Consider the following 24,867-nt stretch of genomic DNA (forward strand, 5'->3'; position numbering starts at 1 on the left):
GGCTGGCGCTTTACTCGTGAGCGGTGCGGCGTTGGATGAGGACGGCGGCGACGATGATGGCGCCCTTGGCGATCTGCTGGGTCGCGCTCTGGAGGTTGTTGAGCGCGAAGATGTTGGTGATCGTGGTGAAGATCAGGACGCCGAGCACGGAGCCGGTGATGGTGCCGCGGCCGCCGCTGAGGAGGGTGCCGCCGATGATCGCGGCGGCGATGGCGTCGAGTTCGTAGAGGTTGCCGTTGGTGTTCTGGCCGGAGCCGGACAGGATGATGAGCATGAAGGCGGCGATGCCGCAGCAGAGCCCGGACAGCAGGTAGAGGTAGAGGCGCTGGCGGCGGACGTCGATGCCGGCGAGCCGGGCGGCCTCGGCGTTGCCGCCGATGGCGACGGTGCGCCGTCCGAACGTCGTGCGGTTGAGCATCAGCCAGCCGATGACGACGACGACCGCGAAGACGATCACTAGCGGCGGCACCCCGAGGATGTAGGCGTCCTTCTCCCCCAGATCGAGGATCTCGGGGATGGTGACGACCTGGGTGCTGCCCTCAGTGATTTGCAGGGCGAGGCCGCGGGCCGAGGCGAGCATGGCCAGGGTGGCGATGAACGGGACCATCCGGCCGTAGGCGATCAGCACGCCGTTGACCAGGCCACAGCCCACACCGACAAGGACCGCGGTGAACAGCACTCCAGTGAATCCGAAGTCCTGGGTGGCGACCGTGGTCGCCCACACCGAGGCGAGGGCCACGATCGCGCCGACGGAGAGGTCGATGCCACCGCTGATGATCACCAAGGTCATGCCGACCGTGACCACGCCGATCACCGACGCCTGGGTGAGCACGAGCTGGAGGTTGCTCACGGCGAGGAACTCGTCCGGCTTGGTGACACCGCCGACGAGCACGAGGATCGCCAGGACTCCGAGCAGCGACAGAGTGCGGACATCGAGGCGGAGGCCGAGAGCGGGTGTGCGCGGTGGCGGCGCGGCGGGAGCGGGCTTCTCGGCCGCGGGGGCGGCCGCGGACTGCGTCATGATGCGTGGTTCCCTTCAAGTACGAGATCGAGTACGCGGTGCTCGTCCAGTTCGCCGGCGGGCGCGCGGTGGACGACGTGGCCCTCACGGAGAACGAGGACGCGGTCGGCGAGGCCGAGAACCTCGGGGATCTCACTGGAGACCACGAGAACCCCCAGCCCCTCGTCCGCCAGACGCCGGATCACCGCGTACAACTCGACGCGGGCCCCGATGTCGACACCACGGGTGGGTTCGTCCAGGAGCAGGACGCGGCATCCCCTCAGCAGCCAGCGCGCCAGAACGGCCTTCTGCTGGTTGCCGCCGGAGAAGTTCTTGACCTGGGCATCCGGATTGTCCGGGTGAAGCACCAGGTCACGAGTGACCTGCTGCGCCGAGGCACGCTCAGCGGCCCTGTCGATCCAGCCGAGTCGGGAGAACCGGCCGAGAGTGGAGATGGAGACATTGCGGGTGACCGATTCCAGCATCAGCAGGGCCTGTGCCTTGCGCTCTTCGGGAGCGAGGCCGATGCCGGCGCGCACCGCGGCACGGACGTTGCCGGGACGGACCTCTTCGCCGTCCACGAACACCCGGCCGGTCGTGGGCCGCCGGGCCCCGAAGATGGTCTCCAGGATTTCGGACCGCCCCGAGCCCACAAGTCCGGCCAGCCCGACGATCTCCCCGGGCCGGACCTCAAGGTCCAGCGGCTCGAACTCCCCCTGGCGGCTTAGGGCTTCCACCTTCAGCACGGGCTGCACCCTGGCAGTGACCGGATCGGCAGCACGTGGGGAGAAGGGGAAGACATGCTCCACGTCGCGGCCCGTCATGAGCGCGACGATGTCGCGCGTGGGCGTGGACCGGGTTGCCAGCCCGTCGGCGACGGACCGGCCGTCCTTGAGGACGGTCACGCGGTCACCGATGGCGCGGATCTCTTCCAGGCGGTGGGAGATGTAGATGATGGCGACGCCCTCGCTGGTCAGGGTGTCAACGGTGCGGAAGAGATTGCGCACCTCGTCCGGGTCGAGCGCCGCCGACGGCTCGTCCATGACGATCAGGCGGGCGTCGTGGGACAGGGCGCGGGCCATGGAGACGATCTGCTGCTGCGCGGCCGAGAGTCCGGCCACTGGCGCGGCCGGATCGATCTCCGTGTGGCCGAGCCGGTTCAACAGGGCGGCGGCACGTTGACGGGCCACCCGGGTGCGTACGACGAATCCGGCGCGGGTCGGTTCGTGACCGAGGCTGATGTTCTCGGCCACGGAGAGGTGCTCGACGAGGTCGAGTTCCTGATAGATCGTGGCGATGCCCAGGCGCATGGCGTCGATCGGGGACTTGAGCCGGGTGGGCTTCCCCTGCCAGACGATTTCGCCGCCGTCGGGCTGATGGGCGCCGGCCAGGACCTTGATGAGGGTGGACTTGCCCGCGCCGTTCTGGCCGAGGAGGCAGTGGACCTCGCCCTCGACGACCGTCAGGTCGACGCCGGACAGAGCACGGACGCCGGGGAAGGACTTGGTGATCCCGGTCATCCTGAGCAGCGGTCCAGGGGAGCCTGGTGTGCGAGTGTCTGGAGGTGATGGCGGCATGGGATGGTTCCTCGGTTCCGTGGCGGTACAAGGTCATGGCGCGGTGGGTGATGGGCGTGAGGATCGGGTGATCCGGTGCGGAGACCGCTCGGGCGGGAGCAGTAGGTGAGCTGTGTGCTCCCGCCCTCCGTGCTGCGGGCGCCGGGCGAGCGCTTGAAGCGCACCGGTTCGTGCTGGTCAGGCGCCCCACCGCCAGCGGGGGTTGGGGCGGTGGGGCGGGTCATGGGGGTCAGGCCGGGGAGAAGACCCGGTCGGTGATGAGCCGGGCCGCTCCGACCACGCCGGCCTGAGGGCCGAGTTCACTGAGGACGATGGGGAGGTCGCCGGTGGCCAGGGGTAGCGACCTGCGGTAGACCTGGGTGCGGATGGAGGCCAGCAGGCCGTGGCCGAGGCCGGTCACCCCACCGCCGACGACCACCAGGGCGGGGTTGAAGAACGACACCAGCGCGGCGATGACCTGTCCGACTCGGCTGCCGCCCTCCCGGATGAGCTCACCGGCGACGGCGTCACCAGCGGCCGCCGCCGCGGCGACATCAGCCGCGGTGAGCGTGCCGGAGGCGGCCAGCCGGTCGGCCAGTTGGCCTGGATGCCCGGACTCCGCGAGTGCGTCACGGGCGAGCGCGGCTCCGCTGAAGTGGGCCTCCAAGCATCCGCTGTTGCCGCACGGGCAGGGATGGCCGTGGGCATCGACCTGGATGTGGCCGATATCGCCGGCACTCCCGGTGACGCCGCGGTAGACCTCGCCGTTGACGACGATGCCGCAGCCGATGCCCGTGCCGATCTTCACACAGAGGAAGTCCTTGACCCTTCTGGCGACTCCCGCCTGCTGTTCCCCGAGGGCCATCAGGTTCACGTCGTTGTCGACCATGACCGGGCAGTCGAGGTCCTGGCTGAGGGCCTCACGGACGGGGAAGTTGTCCCAGCCCGGCATGAGCGGCGGCGCGACCGGGACGCCCTCAGGGAAGCGGACTGGTCCGGGGATGCCTACCCCGGCGCCGTCGAAGCCCTCGGCGATCCCGGCCGCCCTTAATTTGGCGGCCATGTCGAGGACCTGTTCGAAGACGGCGACGGGTCCTTCTCGAACGTCGACGGACTGGCTGAGGTGGCCGAGAACCTCCAACTGAGCGTTGGTGACGGCGACATCGGCGGACGTGGCTCCGATGTCGATGCCCAGAAAACGGAGTTCGGGGGCGAGGCGGAGGCTGTGGGACCGGCGGCCGCCTCTTGAAGCGGCGAGCCCGTCGTTCACCACGAGTCCGGTCTCCATGAGCCGGTCTACCTCAACGGCGAGCTTGGAGCGGGACAGGTCCACCAACTCGCCAAGCTGCGCACGTGAGTTGGGGCCCTCGTCGCGCAACAGCCTGAGTATGTGCGCCTGATGCGCGTTTGCGGGCCGTGCAGTCATGCGCCTCACGTCGCCCTCCCCCCGAGTATTTCCGGTCTTCGGTGTCTCTTGCGGTGGAACCTAGCAAATGTTTCGAGGAGATGGGAAGGACTTAGGTCAAGATCGTCAGTAACTTCTGATTCTTGAAAGACAAAGTGTCGGACCTTGGGCACCGCCGCGAGCGTCTGCGCCGCCTGTCCGGAGTGAGTGCGTGCCTGCCGGCTCGTCCCACGGTGTTATCGACTCGTGACGAGGTGGTTCGGGGTAACCCGCCCTGCACCGTCGCGCGGCGCGTGCGTAACAGAGTGGTAACCCGGCGGGACGGCCGGAAAGGCTTCGCAGTCCTTCCAGGTCAAAGGCTTCTCGTCGGTTGGCCGGCGGGCGAACGGAAGGATGCCCCTCGCTATGCGTGTACGTCAGCGCGCCCTGCTCATGCCCGCCCTCTGTGTCTCTCTGGTCCCTCGCGGTGGCGACCTCGTATCCAGCCGTAGCCGTGGAGCGGCCGATAGGTGGCGAGTCCACGTCGTGATGGTCGACTTCACCGACAGCGCCTGCAAGGACCCGGACAAGACCAAGGCTGCTCTCCCGGATGTCTGCTTCGGTGAGAAGAGCTGCCTGACTTCGTACCGCAAGGAGTCCACGCGGGGAGCCGCCGAGTTCGAGCCCGCCGTGGCAGGGGAACGGAACTGTGCAGGGTCGCCAAGTCCGGCACTTTCACCTTCGGCAAGGGGCTTCAGGGGTGCGTCCACCGGGTCTCCCAGGGCAACTGCGCCGCCCCCAGCTGGTTGACATGACTCCCAAGGTCGACCACCGGGCCGACCCCTCGGCCCGGGCAAGGGTGCTGACCTCGCCGCGACCGGTAGCGGCAGCGGCGGCTGGTCCTAGGTTTTTGTTCTGAACCAGGAGAAAGTCGGTTTGCTTCTGTCGTAAGTATTCCGCAAGCAGCGATAGCAGGCTAAGTTTCCGACGATTAACATCGAAAGTCTCGCCTCATCGCGAAGTAAGGCTGGTTCCGCACCCTCCACGAAGGGCGACCCGTGTACCGCAACCACCCGCATCCCATGGGCACCGTCCAGGCGCGGCCGCAGAGCCACAGCGCAACCCGCACTCCGGACTACCAGCAGTGGACTCTGCCGTCATGAGCGTTGTGTTCCTGACCTGAAGTCCAGGCACGGAGAGACCTCTGCCTGAAGCAGGCGATCGAAAGAACACCACCACCACCAGGTCCGTGCCGGGGGACGACGGCTCGCCCCCTCCCGGCACGGACCATCCCACTCATCACACGCAGACACGACGAACAAGAACGGCAGGGAGGCGCTCGTGATGGCGACGTCGACATCCACAGCGGCAGATCCACGTACGGGAATCTGGCTGATCGGAGCACGTGGGTCCGTCGCCACCACGGTGGTGGCCGGGTGCGCGGCCATAGCGGGCGGACTTCAGCCTGCCGTCGGCATGGTCACCCTCACCGCGCCCTTCGCCGGATGCGGGCTCCCGGACCTTGGATCTCTGGTGTTCGGCGGGCACGACGTGGCCGCTTGTCCCCTGCCGAAGCGTGCCGAGCAGCTTGCCGCCCAGGGAGTGTTGCCTCAGGACGTTCCCCACGCAGTGAGGAGTGAACTCGCCGCAGCCGATGCCGAGATACGCACCGGTGGCCCCCTCGTCGACGATCTGCGCGTCGATCACGAACTGATCAGCGCCTTCGCCGAGGACATTGTCTCCTTCCAGAGGCGCAACAACCTCGCCCGCTGCGTCGTGGTCAACGTCGCCTCCACTGAACCGGCACCCCGCGCAGGGGACGACGGATTGCCGACCAGTTCGTTGTACGCCGCCGCAGCGCTGCGCGCGGGAGCCGCCTACGTGAACTTCACTCCGTCGACCGGACTTCACCATCCGGCGCTCCACGGTCCCTACGACGTACCGGTCGCAGGGCGCGACGGCAAGACCGGGCAGACCCTGCTGCGCTCCGTACTCGGCCCGATGTTCGCGCAACGCGCGCTCACCGTGCGGTCCTGGTCCGGCACCAACCTCCTCGGAGGGGGAGACGGTGCCGCACTCGCCAACCCCGGGGCGGCCGCCGCGAAGAACGCGGGCAAGGAACGCGTCATCGCGGAGACCCTCGGCACCGTCCCCGAGGGCGTGGTGCACATCGACGACGTACCGTCGATGGGGGACTGGAAGACGGCCTGGGACCACATCACCTTCGAGGGGTTCCTGGGCGTGCGAATGATCCTTCAGACCACGTGGCAGGGGTGCGACTCCGCCCTCGCGGCGCCGCTCGTCCTCGACCTGGCCCGGCTCGTCGCCCGGGCGCACGAAATGGGGCTCACTGGTCCACTTCCCGAGCTGGGATTCTTCTTCAAGGACCCCGACTCGGGGGCGTTTTCGTCGCTGTCCGAGCAGTACATGGCGCTGCTCGGCTTCAGTGTCCGGCTGCGGGCGGCGGGCGCGTGAGCGCGCTAGGCGACTGGGCCCAGCTGCTGCGTATCTCGGCGTTGTTCACCGTCCCTGGCGATGTGCTCGCCGGGGCGGCGGCCGCTGGAGTTCGCCCGGACCGGCGCACGCTGCTCGCCATCGGCTGCTCACTGTGCCTCTACGAGGCGGGCATGGTCCTGAACGACTGGGCGGACCAAGACGAGGATGCGCGTGAACGCCCGGATCGACCCCTTCCATCGGGCCGCATACCCCCGGCCGCCGCTTTGGGGGCGGCGATCGGGTTCACGGGGGCGGCTATCGCCCTCGCGACGCGGGCAGGGCGCCCGGCGGCGGCGGTCGCCGGGGCCCTGGCCGCCACTGTCTGGGCGTACGACCTGAAGCTCAAGCACACCCGCGCCGGGGCGCTGGCGATGGGCGCGGCCCGAGGCCTGGACGTGTTGCTCGGCGCGGTGGCGGCCGGCGGACGGCCGCTGCGCCCCGCCGTGGCCCTGTCCTCGGCGGCACTGGTCGCCCACACATACGCGGTGACTCGTGTCGCTCGGAACGAGACCACCGGCGGATCCGGCCTGGCGCCCGTAGCCGCGCTGGTCACAAGCAGCACGATCGGGGCGGCACTTGCATCGAGAGGCGCGGGTGGGGTGGCTCGATCCCAGGTTGCCGGACGCTCAGGCTGGCAACCGGTCCGTGATCTCACAGCGCCGGCCTTCGCTGCTCTCTACGGGATCACGGCTGCCCGGCCCTACCTGCACGCCGCCCTCAACCCGTCCCCGGCCCTCACGCAACGCGCGGTGGGAGGCGGGATCAGGGCGCTCATCCCCCTCCAGGCCGCCCTCGCGGCCCGCGCCGGCGCCCCTGCCCTCGGCGGGGCACTGATGGCACTGGTGCCGCTGGCACGCCGCCTCTCCAGGAAGGTGAGCCCGACATGACCCTGCGCCTGGCCTACGGCACCAACGGCCTGACCGACCTGCGCCTCGACGACGCGCTGTTCCTCCTCGCCGACCTCGGCTACGACGGCGTCGCACTCACCCTCGACCACATGCACCTCGACCCCATGGCATCGGACTTCCCCGTGCGGGTGAACCGGCTGTCCCGCACTCTGCACGCCCTCGGCCTGACAGTGACGATCGAGACCGGCGCCCGCTATGTCCTCGACCCGCGCCGCAAACACGGCCCGTCGCTGCTCGACCCAGAACCCGAGGGCCGCGCCGCCCGGGTACGCATGCTGGTGCGGGCCGTCCAGGCCGCCGCTGAGCTGGGCGCGCACGCTGTGCACTGCTTCAGCGGCGTCGTCCCCGACGACGTTGATCCGGACAGGGCATGGAAGTGGCTGGCCGGTGAGTTGTCGCTCGTCCTCGACGCAGCCACGGTGCTGGACGTGCCGCTCGCCGTGGAACCCGAGCCCGGCCATCTCCTCGCCACCCTCGCCGACTTCCACCACCTCCGCCACCAGCTCGGCAACCCCTTTGGGCTCGGCCTGACCCTGGACATCGGCCATTGCCAGTGCCTGGAACCCGCCCCGCCCGCCGACTGCGTCCGCTTGGCCGCGCCCTGGGTACGCCACGTCCAGATCGAGGACATGCGGCGCGGCGTCCATGAGCATCTCCCGTTCGGGTCGGGCGAGATCGACTTCCCGCCCGTCCTCGATGCCCTCGCCGACCTCACCCAAACCGGCTACCAGGGCCTGATCGGCGTGGAGTTGCCCCGCCACTCACACGCCGGACCGAGTCTGGCAGCGAGTTCCCTTCGCTATCTGCGTGGCCTTGAGGAAGGAGTACACACGTGACCACACAGCCGTCCGCCGACCTCGCCGGAATGTGGGAGGCGATCGACACCCGGGCTCGCGCTTGGCTGGCCGAGGCCGTTGTAGAAGCCGCTGCGGCCAAGCATGCTCCGCCGCGTTCGATGCCCGTCTGGGAGGCGCGGTTCGCCGAGGCGGGCAGGATGTGCCGGGGTGCCGAGGACGTCGCCCGTGTCCTCCTCCTGCACGCGGTCCGCCCGGAGCCCTCCGCCCTCGCCCGGCTGTACGCGCACGGCACGGCCGACGAACGCCGCGCCGTTCTCTGTGTGCTGCCGCACCTTCCGCACCTGACTCCCGCCGATGCGCTTCCCTTCGTCGAGGACGCCCTGCGCGCCAATGACACTCGGCTCGTGGCCGCCGCTGTGGGTCCGTACGCCGCCGAACACCTGGACGCCCACCAGTGGCGTCACGCGGTGCTGAAGTGCCTGTTCACCGGGGTGCCCCTGGCCGAGGTGGCCGACCTCGAACGCCGCGCGGCCGGGGACGGGGAACTGGCACGGATGCTCACCGACTACGCGGCCGAACGCACCGCCGCGGGTCGCCCTGTGCCGGCTGACCTCCACCGGGCCCTCCGCCTCGCCACCCAGGATTCCTAATGGAGATGTCAAGCGGCTTGGGTGACGGGTGGTGTGGGGTTGTAGCACCGTCCGTCACGCAGGAGCGCCCACAGGACGTTGACCCGTCGGCGGGCAAGTGCCATCACGGCCTGGACGTGGCGCTTGCCTTCCGCGCGCTTGCGGTCGTAGAAGCGGCGGGATTCGTCGCAGCAGCGGATGCTGATCAACGCGGAGGTGTAGAAGACGCGTTGGAGGCGGCGGCTGTATCGCTTGGGCCGGTGGAGGTTGCCGCTGATCTTGCCCGAGTCCCGGGCGGCGGGGGCGACGCCGGCGAACCCGGCGAGGCGGTCGGCGTTGTCGAAGGCGTCCATGTCGCCACCGGTGGCCGCGAGGAACTCGGCACCCAGCAGAGGGCCGATGCCGGGCATGCTGGCGATCACTTCTGCGTGGCGGTGCTGGCGAAACCGGCCCTCGATGAGCCTGTCGGTCTCGGCGATCTTCTCGTTGAGGGCCATCACCTCCCCGGCGAGGGAGTGGACGACCTGAGCGGTGATCTTCTCGCCGGGAACGGCGGTGTGCTGGTTCTCGGCGGCCCGAACGGCTGTGGCGGCGAGCTGGTCGGCGCCGCGGACCTTGCGGTTGCGCAGCCAGGTGGCCAGCCGCTTGACGCCTGCGCGGCGGATGGCGGCCGGGGCCTGGTAGCCCGTCAGAAGCACCAGGGGACCGATGTTGCCGAGGTCGAGTTCACGCTCCAGGCCGGGGAAGATCCCGGTCAGGTGGCCGCGCAGCCGGTTGACGGCTCTCGTGCGGTCGTCACTGAGGTCGCGGCGACGACCGGTGAGGACCTTCAGCTCGGTGACCAGCTCGTCGCCGGGCCGCAGGGGTATCAGGTCCCGGCGGACGCGAGCCTGGTCGGCGATGATCGCGGCATCCTTGGCGTCGGTTTTGCCGTCACCCCGGTAGCCCTCGGAAGCGCGGTTGATGGCCCGGCCGGGGATGTAGAGCAGGTGCTGGCCGTGGTTGAGCAGGACCGCGATCACGAGGCCGGCCCCGCCGTCGGCCAGGTCTATGCCCCAGGCCGTGATATCGCCGAGATCCAGGACATCGCCGAGGAGCTTCAGCAGCTCGGTCTCTTCGTTGGCAACCCGGCGGGACAGCAGCCGCTTGCCGGTGTCGTCGATCACCACGCAATGGTGGTGGGTCTTCCCGGCGTCGATACCGGCCCAGATCGCTGTCACTCGCTTCTCCGCAGGTCGTGTTCGTACGGGTACCACGGACGACCTCGCTGTCGAGTCCCTACAGAGCGATCAGTGCCGCAATTCCTGATGAGCAGCCAAGTCGTCGTGGGGGCCGGGCGGCGAATCCTTGGCAGCCACGGACGGCAGAGCACTGAAAGCCACACCCGGACCCCCTGGGTGAGCCAACCCTACGAATGGCTCGCTCATCCCGATCAACAAGGTAGGGAGCACTGAGATGCGCCTCTTCGACCCCCACATCCACATGACGTCGCGCACCACCGACGACTACGAGGCGATGTACGCCGCCGGCGTCCGTGCCGTCGTCGAGCCGTCCTTCTGGCTCGGCCAGCCCCGCACCTCTCCCGCCTCCTTCCTCGACTACTTCGACTCCCTCCTCGGCTGGGAGCCCTTCCGCGCCGGGCAGCACGGCATCGCCCACCACTGCACGCTCGCCCTCAACCCCAAGGAGGCGAACGACCCGCGCTGCGTCCCCGTCCTCGACGAACTGCCCCGCTATCTCGTCAAGGACCAGGTCGTCGCCGTCGGTGAGATCGGCTACGACTCGATGACCCCCGCCGAGGACACCGCCCTTGCCGCCCAGCTCCAGCTCGCCGCCGCCCACGAGTTGCCGGCGCTCGTCCACACCCCGCACCGCGACAAGCTGGCGGGTCTGCGCCGCACTCTCGACGTCGTCCGGGAGTCCGCCCTGTCCGCGGACCACGTCCTGGTCGACCACCTCAACGAGACCACCGTCAAGGAGGCCAAGGACAGCGGCTGCTGGCTCGGCTTCTCCGTCTATCCCGACACCAAGATGGACGAGGAACGGATGGTCGCGATCCTGCGCGAGTACGGGCCCGAGCAGGTGTTGGTGAACTCCGCCGCGGACTGGGGCAGGAGCGACCCCCTGAAGACCCGCAAGGTCGCCGACCTGATGCTCGCGGAAGGCTTCGACGAGGACGACGTCGACCGGGTGCTGTGGCGCAACCCCGTCGCCTTCTACGGACTCAGCGGCCGCCTCGACCTCGACGTCGCCGCCCCGGACGCGACCCACGAGGGCAACTCCATCCTCCGCGGCGCCCCGAAGGACCTCGACGAAGCGCCGAGGGGAACGCCGGGACAGCGGGACGACCCCACCGTCGCCCCGGCCCCGGCTCCGGGAGCGTGAGTCATGCGCTTCCGCCACCCCGACGGCTCCACCGTCCACCTCGCCTACTGCACCAATGTCCACCCGGCCGAGACCCTCGACGGCGTACTCGCCCAACTCCGTGACCACTGCGAGCCGGTCCGCCGGCGGCTCGGCCGCGACCGTCTCGGCATCGGACTGTGGCTCGCCAAGGACGCCGCACACACCCTTATCCGGGATCCCGACGCCCTGCGACTGCTGCGCACCGAGCTGACCCAGCGGCGTCTTGAGGTCGTCACCCTCAACGGCTTCCCGTACGAAGGGTTCGGCGCCGAGGAGGTCAAGTACCGCGTGTACAAGCCGGACTGGGCCGACCCCGAACGCCTCCGCTACACCGCCGACCTGGCCCGCCTGCTCTCCGCGCTCATGCCGGCCGACGTCAGGGAAGGGAGCATTTCCACTCTCCCGCTGGCCTGGCGGACGGCCCACGACCACAGATCGACTCATGCGGCCCACACCGCGCTCGTCTCCCTGGCCGAGTACCTCGACGCCATGGAGAGGTCGACTGGACGATCGATCCGCATTGGTCTGGAACCCGAGCCCGGCTGTCTCGTGGAGACCACAGCCGACGCCATCGGCCCGCTCGTCGACGTCGGTAACAAACGGATCGGTGTGTGCGTGGACACCTGTCACCTCGCCACCTCCTTCGAGGACCCGGGGACGGCGTTGGGTGCGCTCCAGGCGGCGGGCATCCCCGTCGTCAAGGCTCAGCTCTCCGCTGCCCTCCATGCGCAGGCCCCGTACCTGCCCGAGGTACGCGAGGCTCTGGCGGCCTTCGACGAGCCCCGATTCCTGCACCAGACGCGGGTGCGGACGAAGGACGGACTGCGCGGCACCGACGACCTCGGCGAGGCCCTCAGACTCGGCGGCCTCCCGGTGACCGCACCGTGGCGTGCGCATTTCCACGTGCCGCTGCATGCGGTCCCCACACCGCCGCTGACCGCCACACTCCCCGTGCTGCGGGACTGCCTCACCCGCCTTGTCGGTGGGCCGATGGCACGCACGCACCACCTGGAGGTGGAGACCTATACGTGGCAGGCGCTGCCGCCTTCCCTGCGACCTGCCGACCGCGCCGGCCTGATCGACGGCATCGCAGCCGAACTCGCCTTCGCCCGGGACCTGCTGACCGACCTCGGCCTGAAGGAACTGCCATGACCGAGCCCACCCCGCTGCTCGTCCTCGACGTCGTCGGCCTCACCCCCCGCCTGCTGGATCACATGCCCCATCTGAGGGCGCTGGCCGACACCGGTTCCGAGGCACCGCTCGGTACGGTCCTGCCCGCCGTCACCTGCGCCGCCCAGTCCACGTTCCTCACCGGCACCCACCCGTCGGAGCACGGCATCGTCGGCAACGGCTGGTACTTCCGCGACCTGGGCGACGTACTCCTGTGGCGCCAGCACAACGGCCTGGTCACCGGCGACAAACTCTGGGACGCCGCCCGACGCGCCCACCCCGGCTACACCGTCGCCAACATCTGCTGGTGGTACGCCATGGGCGCCGACACCGACATCACCGTCACCCCCCGTCCGATCTACTACTCCGACGGCCGCAAGGAACCCGACTGCTACACCCGGCCGCCCGCCCTGCACGACGAACTCACCGAGGAACTGGGCACCTTCCCGCTCTTCCACTTCTGGGGCCCCGGCGCGGACCTCGTCTCCAGTCGCTGGATCATCGACGCCACCCGCCACATCATCCGCACCCGCCACCCCGATCTGACGCTCTGCTACCTCCCGCATCTCGACTACGACTTGCAGCGCTTCGGCCCCGACGACCCGCGCTCACTGAAGGCCGCCGCCGACCTCGACGCGGCCATGGCCCCGCTCCTGGACGACGCGCGGGCAGAGGGACGTACCGTGGTGGCGCTCTCCGAGTACGGCATCACCCGCGCGGACCGGCCGGTCGACATCAACCGGGCCCTGCGGCGCGCCGGACTGCTGGAAGTGCACACCCAGGACGGCATGGAGTACCTCGACCCGATGGCGTCACGCGCCTTCGCCGTCGCCGACCACCAGATCGCCCACGTCTACGTACGCCGGCCGGAAGACCTCGACGCGACCAGGGAAGCGCTCGACGGACTGCCCGGCATCGAGCAACTCCTCGACGACGAGGGCAAGAAGGCCCACCATCTCGACCATCCGCGCTCCGGCGAACTCGTCGCCGTGGCGGAGCCGGACGCCTGGTTCACGTACTACTACTGGCTCGACGACGCCCGCGCGCCCGACTTCGCGCGACTGGTCGAGATCCACCGCAAACCCGGCTACGACCCGGTCGAACTCTTCATGGACCCCCTCGACCCCTACGTCAAGGTCAAGGCCGCGACCGCACTCGCCCGCAAGAAACTCGGCATGCGCTACCGCATGGCGGTCGTGCCCCTGGATCCGTCACCTATTCGCGGCAGCCACGGCCGCCTTCCCGCGAGCGACGACGACGGTCCGCTCCTCATCTGCTCCACCCCCCGCGCTGTCGGCGACCGTGTCGCGGCCACCGACGTGAAGGGACTGCTGCTCAGCCTTGCGGGTCTGAAGTGATCACGGTTCGATCGGCAGGATGAAACGACGGAGCAGTGGCGCTCGGCGGGCGGCGGGCTAGTAGTGCTTCGTTAGGTTCTGGTTCTGCGGGTGGTGAGGGGGCGGCCGCAGGTGGTGCAGGTGCCGTCCCAGCACCGCAGCAGGTCCTGTAACGCGTCGAGGACTTGGTAGAGACTCAGGCTGTCGTGAGGGCTTTTGGGTCGTAGCGCCGCAGGGTGAGGAAGGCTTGTGGTGCCAGCCGCGCCAGGTGCGGCCTTCGAAATGGTCCAGGCCCAGGCCGTGCTTGAGCTCGCGGTAGTCGTGCTCGACGCGCCAGATCGGCGATGGGGGTGGTGGCGGGCAGGTTGGACATCCAGTATTTGGTGGGCTCGTCGGCTTCTTCGGGCTGTTCGACCAGCAGCGTCCGTAAGGGCAGCACCCCGTCCCACCTGCTGCGTCCACCGGACTGTTCCTGGGCGGTGCGGGTGGCTTCCTTGCCCGACGGTCGCACCTGGAGCACCACAAAGCGTGAGGTCATCGACCCTTTGCTGCCCTGGCGCCAGGTGACGGTCTCGAAGCAGGCGTCCGCCTCGACCAGCTGGTGCAGGGGACGGGCCGGCTCGCGGTAGCGGGGCAACGTGGGTGGGCCCAGGCCCTGGTAGGGCGGCAAAGACGGGACGGCATCAGCCGGGAGGGCGATCTCTTTGGGCTCGACGGACATGACGTAGGACCAGCCGCGTTCCTCCAGGGCCAGACGGAAGGAGACACTGCGGCCATAACCGGCATCGGCCACGAGCACAGGCACCGAGCCCAGCCAGCCGGCCAGCCTCTCCAACAGCCCCAACGCCAGACGGGGCTTGGTCACATGCCCCACCTGCTCGGGCACTCCCGCAGCCGTGCGCCGCAGAAGGTCGTGGGCCCATTCCTCGGGCAGAAACAGCTCCCACTCCAGCGGGCAGGAGGCCGTGTCGGTGGCGGCGTGCACGCTGACGGCGACCTGGCAGTTGGCCCGCTTTCCCAGTGCCCCGCAGTACTGCCGGGCCACCCCGACCGAGGCACGCCCGCACTTGGGAAACGACACATCGTCGATGACCCACACCTCGGGCTTGACCACCCTCACCAGCCGCTCGGCGATCCGCCGCCGCACCGGCGCCCACGGCCACGGCGACTGGTTCACGAACTGCTGCAAGGCCTGCATGTTCCCGTCCGGCAGCCGCTTTGCCATCGGCTGGATCGACTTGCGCCGACCGTCCAGCATCAACCCCCGCAGATAGCACTCTCCCCTGGCCCGCTGATCCTTGCGCGGCACCGAGACGAACACATCCTCCACGAACAGCCCCAACCCGGCCCGTAATCGGTTCACTTCATGCATGTCCAGGTACCCAACATGCTCTTGATCAGTGCAAACGCATAGACCTAACGAAGCACTACTAGTGCTGGGTTCCTCAAACGGTGTACACATATCGGCGCCGTAATCGGCGGGTTGGCGGTGCGGGCCTGCCCCAAACCCAAGGGCTGGCATGGGAGTTGAGCTGGCTGGTTGCCAGGGTGGTGGCGTGTGCGATGTCGTCGCGATTGGCGAAGGACCGGCCGGCGAGGGCGGCTTTGCGGAAGATGCGCCACCAGCCTTCCTGCAGGTTGAGCCAGCACGCGCCGACGGGGATGAAGGCGTGATGGATGCGGGGATGGTCTTCGAGCCAGGTCCGGGTGGACAGGCTGTTGTGACTCGACAGATTGTCGGTGACGATCCAGAGCTCGCCGGTCGGGTTGGCGTCCTCGATCCGTTGCAGAAACTGCTGGTAGAAGACGCTATTGCGGGAGGAAGCGGCCATGGTGATCTGCTGGCCGTCGCGGATGCGTAAGGCGCCGTAGACCCAGGTCTTCTCGGGTCCGCGGCTGTAGTCGAGTTCTGCTTTGATCCGGTGCCCGTCGGGTGACCAGGCGGGTGCGGGCGGGAAGGCCCGTGGGATCACTGGCCCCAGCTCGTCGGCGCAGATCACCGTCACATCGTCGGGCGGGTGGGTGTAGAGGCTGATGATCCGTGTCCTTTTGGGACGAAGTCCGGGTCCTTCGAACGCGTCCAGGTCCGGGTGCGGCGCCAGCGCACGCCCTCGGCGAGCAGGATGCGGCGGACCTGAGAGCGGCCCACCTCGATCCCCTCGGCCCGCGCTGCCGCGGCCAGCGAATCCAGCGTCCACTCGGGCGGCCCGGACGCGTCGAACGCCCACAGTTCCCCGACCGGCTCCCACCGCAGCCGCCCCGGCGGGACGGTCTTGACCAGGGCGATGATCCTGGAGCGTTCTTCCTCGGTGATCCGTCGCTTGCGGCTCTGCCCGCCCAGATCATCCAGCCCTTGCAGGCCCGAGTGGTTGAAGCGGTGCAGCCAGCACCGGACCGTTTTCTGGCTGCAGTCCAGTTCCACTGCGATCGCCGGCACCCGCAGCCCCGACCAGCTCAGCTCGATCATCCGGGCCCGCATCACCGCATCCCGCGGAGCCTTCTGTGCCCGCGACAATCGGCGAACGACGGCCCGTTCGTCCTCGTCACGCCCCGGTCGTGCCCATAACACCATCGTCCAGCACCCGCCCCCGAGCACCCTCAACTACCCCGCCACCAGGGCATATACCCAGCGAAAGAGGAACCCAGCACTAGGAACAACTGTCCGCACGCCGGGTCTTGCTGGACGCGCCTTACGCGCTCTCGCTCGGCAAGCGGGCCAATGCCAGGGGCAGCTGTAGCTGCAAGGGCGGCGGGGCTGGATACGACAGAATCTTCCCGAACCGAGAGCCGAACATCTTCGGTGGTGACCAGAATCTCCCGACGCAGGACCCGAACCTGCTGGGCGCCATGCCATCCGTGTGTTGACCCTTCCAGTGCCGACTGCACCGAACTCCAGGTCCACGGTCTGATCGAGAAGAGCTTCGACGCCTGCGCCCTGAAGGTGTGTCCGGTATGCCGCCGGGAGCAACTGCAGCGCCTGCCTTGCCCGGACGTCGACCGTCGCGATCGACGGAATCGCCGGCACTCGCTGGTCGAGCGCCTGCTCCAACGACCATTGGCTTCAGGTCGACCTCGGCAGCAGCCGGGAGTTCCGTCAGCGTCCGGCTGAACCGGGAGACCGCCTACGGCAAGGACTACGACATCCAGACCTCCGACGACGGCGCCACCTGGCAGACCGTCGCCCAGCGCAGAGGTCTCACAACCATCACCCCAACCTCGGTGGTGGTCCGTCCGGAGGCCACGGCCCCTCATCGACTCTGTTGCCGGCTACCAGTCCGCCGCACCATCGCCCGCCTGTAGGAGCGCTGCCGCTGTCAGCGGGGCCGGTGCCACGAACTGCTGAGGCCACCCCGGGTTGGACCTCTACGGGCAGCCACGGGCAGCTGGGCTGTGGCGGCGGCCTGGAGCACTGGACCATCTCCACAGCAGCAGTGGCAGCCCTCACCTTCAATAGGTGTCCAGATGGCCCACCCTGCTTCGCAGACCCCGGACATACGCCCCGCAACAGGCGCTTCACCCGTGATGCGGCATCCGTGGGGTCCACGGCTCGGCGTGCCAGAAGGACCGATACGGCTCGGGTGAAGCGGCCTGGAGCGGCGTTCCGGTGGATGGCTGGCCTCACCGGTAACCGTGAGAACAGGACTGCTTCTCAGGTATGGCCATCATCGAGCCGACTTATGACGAATGTCAAGCAAAAGATCGCTCATATTAATCTTATGTAAGCGTATTGACGATCAGAACTTCGTGCTGTCACTGTGTCGGCGTCCCAGATGTTCGGCGCGTGGCACGCCGATGGGATGGCTTTTCAGCCTCTCGACGCGGTCGGCGTACGCGTCGACCGTCGAAAGGCATCTTCGTGTCTCGAAGACCAAGCCCCTGGAGCGCGGCCACAGCGTTGGCATTGATGGCCGCCTCGATCACCGCAGTCGCTGGCCTGTCCAGCCCGGCAGTTGCACACGAAATCGTCCCCGAGGAATTCTCCGAGGTCACCCTTGCGAAGGGTGGCGGCGAGCTGGGTGAGCCCATCGCGATGGAGGTGCTGCCTGACCGGTCGGTGCTGCACACCGCGCGCGAGGGCAAGCTGCGGCGCACTGACAAGGACGGCAACACGACCGTGATCGGGTCGCTGTCCGTCTACACGAACGACGAGGAGGGACTCCAGGGAGTCGGCATAGACCCCGACTTCACCTCGAACCGCCGGATCTACCTCTTCTACGCGCCCGCTTCGGAGAACGTGAACCGTCTTTCGATGTTCACGCTGAAGTCGGACTACACACTCGACATGGCCAGCGAGAAGAAGATCCTCGACGTCGCGGCGACCCGGGGCATCTGCTGCCACGTGGGTGGTGACATCGACTTCGACAAGGACGGCAACCTCTACCTGTCCACCGGCGACGACACCAACCCGTTCAACACCGGGTACGCGCCGATCGACGAACGTTCGGGCCAGCAGGCCTACGACGCTCAGCGTACGTCGGCGAACACCAACGACCTGCGTGGCAAGATCCTTCGGATCAAGGTCAACGCCGACGGCAGCTACTCCATCCCGGAGGGCAACCTGTTCGCCCCGGGCACGGCCAAGACGAGGCCGGAGATCTACGCGATGGGGTTCCGTAATCCCTACCGGATGAACATCGACAAGCAGACTGGTGCGATCTACGTCGGTGACTACGGTCCGGACGCGGGCGGCACTGACCCCAACCGAGGGCCGGGTGGGCAGGTCGAGTTCAACCGGGTCACCGAGCCCGGCAACTACGGCTGGCCGTACTGCACGGGCACCAACACGTTGGCCGAGACCTACAACGAGTGGAATTTCGCGACCAACTCGACCGGCCCGAAGTTCGACTGCGCGAACGGGCCCACGAACAACTCGCCGAACAACACCGGACTGGCTAAGCTCCCGCCGGCCAAGCCGTCCTGGATCCGCTACGGCGGTGACGCCGGCAGCCCGAAGGAGTTCGGCAGCGGAGGGGAGGCGCCGATGGCCGGGCCGGTGTACCGCTATGACGCGGACAACCCGTCGACCACCAAGTTCCCGCGGTCGCTCGACGCGCACTTCTTCGCCGGAGAGTTCTCCCGAGGCTGGATCAAGGCCGTTCAGCTGACCTCCACCGGCGGCGTCGGCGAGATCCTCTCCTTCAAGGACAGCCCCAACGACAACGTCAACCAGGTCATGGACGTTGAGTTCGGCCCGGACGGTGCCCTGTACGTCCTGGACTATGGAACCGGCGGGACCTTCCAGCTGAACGAGAACTCCAGGCTCCTGAGGTACGACTATGTCGGAGAGGGAGGCAACCACGCCCCGGTGGCCGAGGCGGCGTCGGATCCGACCTACGGGCACGCTCCGCTGGCGGTGAACTTCTCATCGGCCGGTTCGAAGGACGTGGACGGCGACCCGATCACCTACTCGTGGACGTTCGGTGACGGAGCGACCTCGACCGAGGCCAACCCGTCGCACACCTACACGGCCAACGGCACCTACAAGGCGACACTGACCGTCCGTGATTCCAAGGGCACCACCGCTTCGGACGATGTGGTTATCGGGGTCGGGAACACCCCGCCGACCGTCACGGTCAGCCAGCCCGCGGACGGCCAGCTGATCTCCTTCGGTGACGTCATACCGTTCCAGTCCACCGCGACTGACGCCGAGGACGGATCCTCACCTGACTGCGACCGGGCGTCGATGAACAACGCTGTCCGGCACGACACCCCTCCGAACACGCACACCCACCAGCTCAGCACGGTCAACGGCTGCTCTGGCTGGATCACTGCGGAGGACTCCAACGAGGGTGACGCGGCCAGACTCTTCCCGGTCTTCGACGCCACGTACACCGACACGAAGGGTCTCGGAGGCGGCCAGCGGGTCACCACCCAGCTGCGCAAGCGGCAGGCCGAGCACTACGACGACTCCTCGGGCATCAGGGCGTACGACAAGACGGCCGCTGAAGGCGGGCAGACCGTCGGGGACATCGACAACGGCGACTGGATCTCCTTCAAGCCCTACCGGCTGGAGAAGGTGGAGTCGTTCACGGCCAGGGTCTCCTCCGGCGGCGTCGGCGGCACCCTGCAGATCCGCGCCGGCTCGCCCACCGGGCCCGTCCTGGGCTCGGCCGCCGTCAAGAGCACGGGGAGCTGGGAGACGTTCACCACGGTGTCCGGCAACGTCTCGGGCGCAGCCGCGGAGACGACCACCCTGTACCTGACCTTCTCCGGTGGCTCCGGCAAGCTGTTCGACGTCGACTCCTTCAGCTTCACGACCGCGGGGCCGGTCGTCGGTCTGGGCGGCAAGTGCCTGGATGTCGAGGGCGGTTCGTCCGCGGACGGCGCTGAGGTGCAGATCTACGACTGCACCAAGACCGGGGCGCAGACCTGGCAGCGTCAGGGCCAGACGCTGCGTGCGCTGGGCAAGTGCCTGGACGTGAGCGGCGCCTCCACCCAGAACGGCGCGAAGATCCAGCTCTACCAATGCAACGACACGGGCGCGCAGAACTGGGTGCCGCGGGCGGATGGCTCGTTGTTCAACCCCAACTCCGGCAAGTGCCTTGACGTCGAGGGCGCCCAGACCGACAACGGCCGCCGCACGCAGCTCTGGAGCTGCTGGGGTGGCGCGAACCAGAAGTGGAAGGTCCTGACATGAGGTACCGAGCCTTCCTGAGCGCATCGGCGGTCCTGCTCACCACCCTGGCCGGCGTAAGTGCCGCGCCACATGCCGCCGCGGCGGACGAGTTCGATGTCCTGGTCTTCAGCAAGATTGCCGGGTTCCGCCACGACTCCATCGCGAACGGCGTCCAGGCGGTCAAGGACCTCGGGTCCGCGAACGGCTTCAACGTCACTGCCACCGAGGACGCGTCCACTTTCACGGCGAGCGGGCTGGCTCCCTACGAAGCGGTCGTCTTCCTCAACACCACCGGCGATGTGCTCAATGACGCCCAGCAGTCGGCGTTCGAGGGCTACATCGAAGCCGGCGGTGGATTCGTCGGGACGCATGCGGCTGCCGACACCGAGTACGGCTGGCCCTTCTACGGCAAGCTCGTCGGCGCCTACTTCAAGACGCACCCCGCCATACAGCAGGCCAAGGTCGACATCGAGGACCGGGCGCACTCCAGCACCGCCCACCTGGCCTCGGCCCCCTGGACCCGCACCGACGAGTGGTACGACTACCAGAGCAACCCGCGTTCCAACGCGCATGTGCTCGCCTCGCTCGACGAGTCGAGCTACTCGCCCGGTGCCCCCATGGGCGACCACCCGATCACCTGGTGCAAGACCATCAGTAGTGGACGGTCCTGGTACACGGGCTTCGGCCACACGAAGGAGACGTGGGCCGACGCCTCGTTCCGGAAGATGCTGCTGGGCGGTATCCGGTACGCGGCAGGCGACACCAGCGCCGACTGCCGCCCCGAAACCGGGTACACACCGCTGTACGACGGATCGACCGCCGGCTGGTCCCAAGCCGGTCCTGGGAGCTTCAGCAACTCGGACGCCACGCTGAAATCGCAAGGCGGCACGGGGCTGCTGTGGTACACCGGCAAGCAGTACTCCTCGTACTCGCTCAAGCTGGACTGGATGATGGACGGCGACGACAACTCCGGCGTCTTCCTGGGCTTCCCGCCGTCTGACGACTGGACGTCGGCCGTCGACAACGGCTACGAGGTCCAGATCGACGCCACTGACGCCTCGAACAAGACGACTGGGGCGGTCTACTCCTTCCAGGGCGCCGACACCGCGGCCCGTGACGCCGCACTCAACCCGCCTGGTGAGTGGAACACCTTCGAACTGCTCGTCGAAGGCGAGCGCCTCCAGGTGTTCCTGAACGGCACGAAGATCAACGACTTCACGAACACCGACCCGGCCCGCTCTTTGGCCGGCCACATCGGCATCCAGAACCACGGGACCGGTGATGACGTCTCGTTCCGCAACATCCGGATCAAGGAACTGAGCGGCGCGAGTGCGGTGCAGGCCGAGGCGTACTCGTCCGCCGACGGAGTGTCCGCCTTTACCAAGGCGGGGGCGAACGGCGGGCAGACCCTGGGCCACATAGATCCGGGGGACTGGGCGCGGTACGACGGGCTCGCGCTGAACGGGGCGACCGGCCTGCGTGCCCGGGTGGTCTCCGGTGGCCCAGGCGGCACTCTCCAGGTGCGGACAGGTTCTCCGACCGGTCCGATCCTGGGGTCGGTCGCCGTGCCGAACACGGGCGGCTGGTCGACGTTCCGGGACGTGTCGACGAGCCTGTCGGGTGTTCCTGAGGGCACGGCGGACGTGTTCCTGACCTTCGCGGGAAGCGGGTCCGGCCTGTTCGACGTCGACGACTTCACCTTCACCAAGGCCGAGCCCGAGGCCGGTCCGGTCGTGGGGCTGGGCGGGCTGTGCCTGGATGTACAGGGCGGCAACTCCGCTGACGGTACCCAGGTGCAGGTGCACACCTGCACCGACGCTGCCGCACAGACCTGGACCAGATCCGAGCAGACCCTGCGGGCGCTGGACAAGTGTCTGGACGTGAGCGGAGCCTCTACCGAGAATGGAGCGAAGATCCAGCTCTACCGCTGCAACAACACCGGCGCCCAGAATTGGGTGCACCGAGCCGATGGCACGCTGGTGAATCCGAGCTCCGGCAAGTGCCTGGACGTCAAGGACGGCCTCGCGGTGTCCGGTACGAAGGTGCAGCTGTGGAGTTGCTGGGGTAGTGCCAACCAGAAGTGGGAGCGGAGCTCCTGACAGACCGATGACGTCGCCGTTTCTGGCCCCGCCGTATATGGGCGGGGCCAGCAACGTCGGCTGTCGGCGCGTCGATCCTGCCGGGCGGTTGTCGGCACCGTCAGTCGGCTGCGACCGAGCGGTCGACCGCGGTCGGACTGAGCACGTGCTCTATGACCATGACGGATGCGCCGATGACTCCGGCACGGTCTCCGAACTGGCGGACGCGGATGGTCAGATGCTGGGTCGCGAGCGGGAGGGAGCGGCTGTAGATGAGTTCACGGACGCCGGCCAGGAGATGCTCACCGGCGTCGGACAGGTCACCGCCGATGACGATCGTGCTGGGGTTGAAGAAGTTCACCAGCGATGCAAGCACATCACCGATGTCCCGGCCCGCCTGGCGGATCATCTGGATCGCTCCGGGATTCCCCGCCCGGACGAGTGCGACCACGTCGCGGCCGTCCGCCGTGTCCTCGCCGAGAGCGCGCAGTTGATCGGCGATCGCCGCGCCGCCGGCCACGGCTTCCAGGCAGCCGATGTTGCCGCAGCGGCAGATCCGGTCGGGGGCGCTGGTGACCTGAATATGGCCGATGTCGCCCGCGGCTCCCTGGGCACCGCGATGGAGGCGACGCTCGGTGATGATGCCGCAGCCGATACCAGTGCCGATCTTCACGAAGAGGAGGTGCTCGACCTCAGGGCTGACCGCCCAGTGTTCGCCGAGCGCCATGATGTTGACGTCGTTGTCAACCAGCACCGGGGCGCCGAGCCGTGGTTCGAGCCAGCCCGGCACGTCGAAGCCGTCCCAGCCGGGCATGATCGGCGGGTTCACGGGGTGCCCCGTCGAGTGCTCGACCGGTCCGGGCAGGCCGATACCGACCCCGCAGACGTCGGCGAGGGTATGCCCGGCCTCCGTCAGGAGACTCTCGAATTCCTGGACCAGCCAGTCGAGTACCTGCTCCGGGCCCTCGGTGATGTCCCTGTCCCGGCTGCGCTCGGCCAGCACGTGGGTGGTCAGATCGGTCACGGCGAGCCGTGCGTGCGTGGCGCCCAGGTCGGCGGCGAGCACGATCCTCGCCTTGGCGTTGAAGGCGAACGACACAGCCGGTCTGCCGCCCGAGGAGATCGCGTCGCCCGTCGGCACGATCCAGTCCTGGTCGAGGAGGGCATCGAGCCGCTGGGTCACTGTGGACCTGGCGAGACCGGTGAGCTGCATCAGTTCGGTGCGGGTCCGTGCCTGTCCGGTACGCAGAATGGCGAGAAGGGCCCCTGCACCTGCCGCTTCGATGGTCAACTCCGCATCTCCTCATGTCGTGACGCTGGTCGTCGATGGGTAAAGCATATCCAGGGTAGTACTTTCGCTTGACAGTGAACATAAGTCGCTTCTAGCGTCTCGGTCATGATTGAGATACGACGTGAATCATTGGAAGTTAAGGCTGGCATCATCGGAACAGGATTCATCGCTCGAATTCATGCCCGAGCCACCCGTCACGCCGGGGCGCGGCTCATCGCGGTGGCGGACGTGAACGAGGAGGCGGCGTTCGAGGCGGGTCGGCGCTTCGGTGCCGAACTCGCCTTCGGGTCGGCCGATGAACTCATCGAGTCCGGACTCGTCGACGTGGTGCACATCTGTACGCCCAACCACCTGCACGCCCCGCTCGCACTCAAGGCGATGGAGGCCGGGCTCGCCGTGATCTGTGAGAAGCCGCTGGCCACCGACGCGCCGACGGCCGTACTGATGGCCGAGCGGGCGCGCGAGGCCGGTTTGGTTGCCGCTGTTCCCTTTGCGTACCGCTTCCACGCGATGGTGCGCGAGGCTCGTGCCCGCTTGGCCGATCTGGGCCGTGTCAGTTTGATCCAGGGCAGTTACCTTCAGGACTGGCTGCTGAAAGCGACCGACGACAACTGGCGTGTGGATCCCAACAAGGGCGGGCCGGGCCGGACGATCGGGGACATTGGGTCCCACTGGTTCGACCTGGTTGAGTTCGTGACGGGGGACCGTATCACCAAGCTGTGTGCGCAGACCTCCGTCGTGGTCACCGACCGAGTGCAGAGCGGACACGTCCTGACCGAGGATCTCGCGACCGTGCAGTTCGCCACCGCCGCCGGAGCCCTGGGCTCGGTCTCCGTCAGTCAGGTCGCCCCCGGTAGAAAGAACCGTCTGTTCGTCGAGATCTCCGCCGCCACGGGGAGCCTCGCCTTCGATCAGGAGAACCCGGAGCGGCTCTGGCTCGGCGGGCGCGAAGGATCCCAGTTGCTGGTCCGCGACCCGATAGCGCTCGCCGAGGCGGCCGCGCCCTACTCACCCCTCCCGGCCGGACACCCGCAGGGCTTCCACGACTGCTTCGACGCCTTCGTCGCCGACGCCTACGCCACGATCCGTGGCGAGCACCGGGAGGGCCTGCCTACATTCGACGACGGTGCACGCGCCGCCCGTCTCACCGACGCCGCCCTCCAGTCGGTGCGAGAGGGCGGCTGGGTGACCTGTTGAAC

General features: G+C 68.2%; 18 protein-coding genes and 1 pseudogene. 11 read left to right on the forward strand and 8 right to left on the reverse strand.

The genetic code is table 11. The annotated features are described in order from the left end of the window. Positions 1–10: 10 nt before the first annotated feature. The 3 genes from ACFPQ9_RS34670 to ACFPQ9_RS34680 all read right to left on the reverse strand — a co-directional run bounded on the left by ACFPQ9_RS34670 (position 11) and on the right by ACFPQ9_RS34680 (position 3,982). The gene (locus ACFPQ9_RS34670; RefSeq protein ID WP_380862344.1) at positions 11–1,021 is read right to left on the reverse strand and encodes an ABC transporter permease; all 1,011 of its coding nucleotides are present in this window, start codon (positions 1,019–1,021) and stop codon (positions 11–13) included. Then, positions 1,018–2,577, reverse strand: coding sequence for a sugar ABC transporter ATP-binding protein (locus ACFPQ9_RS34675; RefSeq protein ID WP_380862346.1), 1,560 nt, complete (start codon positions 2,575–2,577; stop codon positions 1,018–1,020). Before ACFPQ9_RS34675 ends, ACFPQ9_RS34670 begins: the two co-directional genes overlap by 4 nt. Before the next feature lie 229 nt (positions 2,578–2,806). Continuing rightward, positions 2,807–3,982 carry an ROK family transcriptional regulator gene (locus ACFPQ9_RS34680; RefSeq protein ID WP_380862386.1) on the reverse strand — a complete coding sequence of 392 codons (1,176 nt, stop codon included), beginning with the start codon at positions 3,980–3,982 and terminating at the stop codon, positions 2,807–2,809. Positions 3,983–5,284: 1,302 nt separating this feature from the next. On the opposite strand from ACFPQ9_RS34680, the gene ACFPQ9_RS34685 reads away from it, so the two are divergent. From ACFPQ9_RS34685 to ACFPQ9_RS34700, 4 genes are read left to right on the forward strand one after another with little or no spacing between them, the layout of a single operon-like run. Beyond that, a complete protein-coding gene (locus ACFPQ9_RS34685; protein ID WP_380862348.1) occupies positions 5,285–6,415 on the forward strand; it encodes an inositol-3-phosphate synthase in 1,131 nt (376 codons plus the stop codon). Next, positions 6,412–7,323, forward strand: coding sequence for an SCO3242 family prenyltransferase (locus ACFPQ9_RS34690; RefSeq protein ID WP_380862350.1), 912 nt, complete (start codon positions 6,412–6,414; stop codon positions 7,321–7,323). The genes ACFPQ9_RS34685 and ACFPQ9_RS34690 overlap by 4 nt, the downstream gene beginning before the upstream one ends. After that, positions 7,320–8,180: a sugar phosphate isomerase/epimerase family protein gene (locus ACFPQ9_RS34695; RefSeq protein WP_380862352.1), complete on the forward strand. Its 861-nt coding sequence runs from the start codon at positions 7,320–7,322 to the stop codon at positions 8,178–8,180. Before ACFPQ9_RS34690 ends, ACFPQ9_RS34695 begins: the two co-directional genes overlap by 4 nt. Before the next feature lie 29 nt (positions 8,181–8,209). Continuing rightward, positions 8,210–8,791 (forward strand): EboA domain-containing protein, encoded by a 582-nt coding sequence (locus ACFPQ9_RS34700; RefSeq protein ID WP_380862388.1) that lies wholly within the window; start codon positions 8,210–8,212, stop codon positions 8,789–8,791. A gap of 8 nt (positions 8,792–8,799) precedes the next feature. Here ACFPQ9_RS34700 and ACFPQ9_RS34705 read toward each other — a convergent pair whose 3' ends face one another. Further along, on the reverse strand, positions 8,800–9,990 hold the full coding sequence (locus tag ACFPQ9_RS34705) for an IS110 family RNA-guided transposase (protein WP_380862354.1): 1,191 nt from the start codon (positions 9,988–9,990) through the stop codon (positions 8,800–8,802). A 235-nt stretch (positions 9,991–10,225) separates the two neighbouring features. Here ACFPQ9_RS34705 and ACFPQ9_RS34710 point away from each other — a divergent pair, with 235 nt between their 5' ends. Genes ACFPQ9_RS34710 through ACFPQ9_RS34720 form a run of 3 tightly spaced genes read left to right on the forward strand, consistent with a single transcriptional unit; the run spans position 10,226 to position 13,704 of the window. Further along, positions 10,226–11,155: a TatD family hydrolase gene (locus ACFPQ9_RS34710; RefSeq protein ID WP_380862356.1), complete on the forward strand. Its 930-nt coding sequence runs from the start codon at positions 10,226–10,228 to the stop codon at positions 11,153–11,155. Positions 11,156–11,158: 3 nt separating this feature from the next. Beyond that, positions 11,159–12,328 (forward strand): metabolite traffic protein EboE, encoded by a 1,170-nt coding sequence (eboE, locus tag ACFPQ9_RS34715; protein WP_380862358.1) that lies wholly within the window; start codon positions 11,159–11,161, stop codon positions 12,326–12,328. Then, the gene (locus tag ACFPQ9_RS34720) at positions 12,325–13,704 is read left to right on the forward strand and encodes an alkaline phosphatase family protein (protein ID WP_380862360.1); all 1,380 of its coding nucleotides are present in this window, start codon (positions 12,325–12,327) and stop codon (positions 13,702–13,704) included. The genes eboE and ACFPQ9_RS34720 overlap by 4 nt, the downstream gene beginning before the upstream one ends. A 57-nt stretch (positions 13,705–13,761) precedes the next feature. Here ACFPQ9_RS34720 and ACFPQ9_RS34725 read toward each other — a convergent pair. From ACFPQ9_RS34725 to ACFPQ9_RS34735, 3 genes and pseudogenes are all read right to left on the reverse strand, one after another. Continuing rightward, positions 13,762–15,061, reverse strand: a pseudogene (locus tag ACFPQ9_RS34725) (IS701 family transposase). 67 nt (positions 15,062–15,128) lie between these two features. Beyond that, positions 15,129–15,683 (reverse strand): transposase, encoded by a 555-nt coding sequence (locus ACFPQ9_RS34730; protein WP_380862362.1) that lies wholly within the window; start codon positions 15,681–15,683, stop codon positions 15,129–15,131. 2 nt (positions 15,684–15,685) lie between these two features. Beyond that, positions 15,686–16,255 (reverse strand): helix-turn-helix domain-containing protein, encoded by a 570-nt coding sequence (locus ACFPQ9_RS34735; RefSeq protein WP_380862364.1) that lies wholly within the window; start codon positions 16,253–16,255, stop codon positions 15,686–15,688. A 442-nt stretch (positions 16,256–16,697) separates the two neighbouring features. Between ACFPQ9_RS34735 and ACFPQ9_RS44720 the strand changes: the two genes are divergently transcribed. From ACFPQ9_RS44720 to ACFPQ9_RS34745, 3 genes are all read left to right on the forward strand, one after another. Further along, positions 16,698–17,405 carry a hypothetical protein gene (locus ACFPQ9_RS44720; RefSeq protein ID WP_465269598.1) on the forward strand — a complete coding sequence of 236 codons (708 nt, stop codon included), beginning with the start codon at positions 16,698–16,700 and terminating at the stop codon, positions 17,403–17,405. A 182-nt stretch (positions 17,406–17,587) separates the two neighbouring features. Further along, positions 17,588–20,320, forward strand: coding sequence for a PQQ-dependent sugar dehydrogenase (locus ACFPQ9_RS34740; RefSeq protein WP_380862366.1), 2,733 nt, complete (start codon positions 17,588–17,590; stop codon positions 20,318–20,320). After that, positions 20,317–22,398 (forward strand): ThuA domain-containing protein, encoded by a 2,082-nt coding sequence (locus ACFPQ9_RS34745; RefSeq protein ID WP_380862368.1) that lies wholly within the window; start codon positions 20,317–20,319, stop codon positions 22,396–22,398. The genes ACFPQ9_RS34740 and ACFPQ9_RS34745 overlap by 4 nt, the downstream gene beginning before the upstream one ends. Positions 22,399–22,498: 100 nt before the next feature. Here the strand turns inward: ACFPQ9_RS34745 and ACFPQ9_RS34750 are convergent, their stop codons facing one another. Then, positions 22,499–23,668, reverse strand: a complete 1,170-nt coding sequence (locus ACFPQ9_RS34750; RefSeq protein WP_380862370.1) for an ROK family protein — start codon at positions 23,666–23,668, stop codon at positions 22,499–22,501. Between the two features lie 105 nt (positions 23,669–23,773). Here ACFPQ9_RS34750 and ACFPQ9_RS34755 point away from each other — a divergent pair, with 105 nt between their 5' ends. Beyond that, entirely contained in the window at positions 23,774–24,865 is a 1,092-nt protein-coding gene (locus tag ACFPQ9_RS34755; protein WP_380862372.1) for a Gfo/Idh/MocA family protein, read from the forward strand. Positions 24,866–24,867 lie beyond the last annotated feature (2 nt).

Origin of the sequence: Streptomyces coerulescens, from assembly GCF_042657965.1 — a bacterium.
Classification (GTDB): Bacteria; Actinomycetota; Actinomycetes; order Streptomycetales; family Streptomycetaceae; genus Streptomyces; species Streptomyces coerulescens.

Bases quoted from the DNA above. Each gene is read 5' to 3' on its own strand.
- ACFPQ9_RS34700 (WP_380862388.1), top strand. From the start codon at position 8,210: ATGTGGGAGGCGATCGACACCCGGGCTCGCGCTTGGCTGGCCGAGGCC.
- ACFPQ9_RS34675 (WP_380862346.1), bottom strand. From the start codon at position 2,577: ATGCCGCCATCACCTCCAGACACTCGCACACCAGGCTCCCCTGGACCG.
- ACFPQ9_RS34735 (WP_380862364.1), bottom strand. From the start codon at position 16,255: ATGGTGTTATGGGCACGACCGGGGCGTGACGAGGACGAACGGGCCGTC.
- ACFPQ9_RS34695 (WP_380862352.1), top strand. From the start codon at position 7,320: ATGACCCTGCGCCTGGCCTACGGCACCAACGGCCTGACCGACCTGCGC.
- ACFPQ9_RS34710 (WP_380862356.1), top strand. From the start codon at position 10,226: ATGCGCCTCTTCGACCCCCACATCCACATGACGTCGCGCACCACCGAC.
- ACFPQ9_RS34745 (WP_380862368.1), top strand. From the start codon at position 20,317: ATGAGGTACCGAGCCTTCCTGAGCGCATCGGCGGTCCTGCTCACCACC.
- ACFPQ9_RS34685 (WP_380862348.1), top strand. From the start codon at position 5,285: ATGGCGACGTCGACATCCACAGCGGCAGATCCACGTACGGGAATCTGG.
- ACFPQ9_RS34670 (WP_380862344.1), bottom strand. From the start codon at position 1,021: ATGACGCAGTCCGCGGCCGCCCCCGCGGCCGAGAAGCCCGCTCCCGCC.
- ACFPQ9_RS34720 (WP_380862360.1), top strand. From the start codon at position 12,325: ATGACCGAGCCCACCCCGCTGCTCGTCCTCGACGTCGTCGGCCTCACC.
- ACFPQ9_RS34755 (WP_380862372.1), top strand. From the start codon at position 23,774: ATGATTGAGATACGACGTGAATCATTGGAAGTTAAGGCTGGCATCATC.
- ACFPQ9_RS34680 (WP_380862386.1), bottom strand. From the start codon at position 3,982: ATGACTGCACGGCCCGCAAACGCGCATCAGGCGCACATACTCAGGCTG.
- ACFPQ9_RS34740 (WP_380862366.1), top strand. From the start codon at position 17,588: ATGGCCGCCTCGATCACCGCAGTCGCTGGCCTGTCCAGCCCGGCAGTT.
- eboE (WP_380862358.1), top strand. From the start codon at position 11,159: ATGCGCTTCCGCCACCCCGACGGCTCCACCGTCCACCTCGCCTACTGC.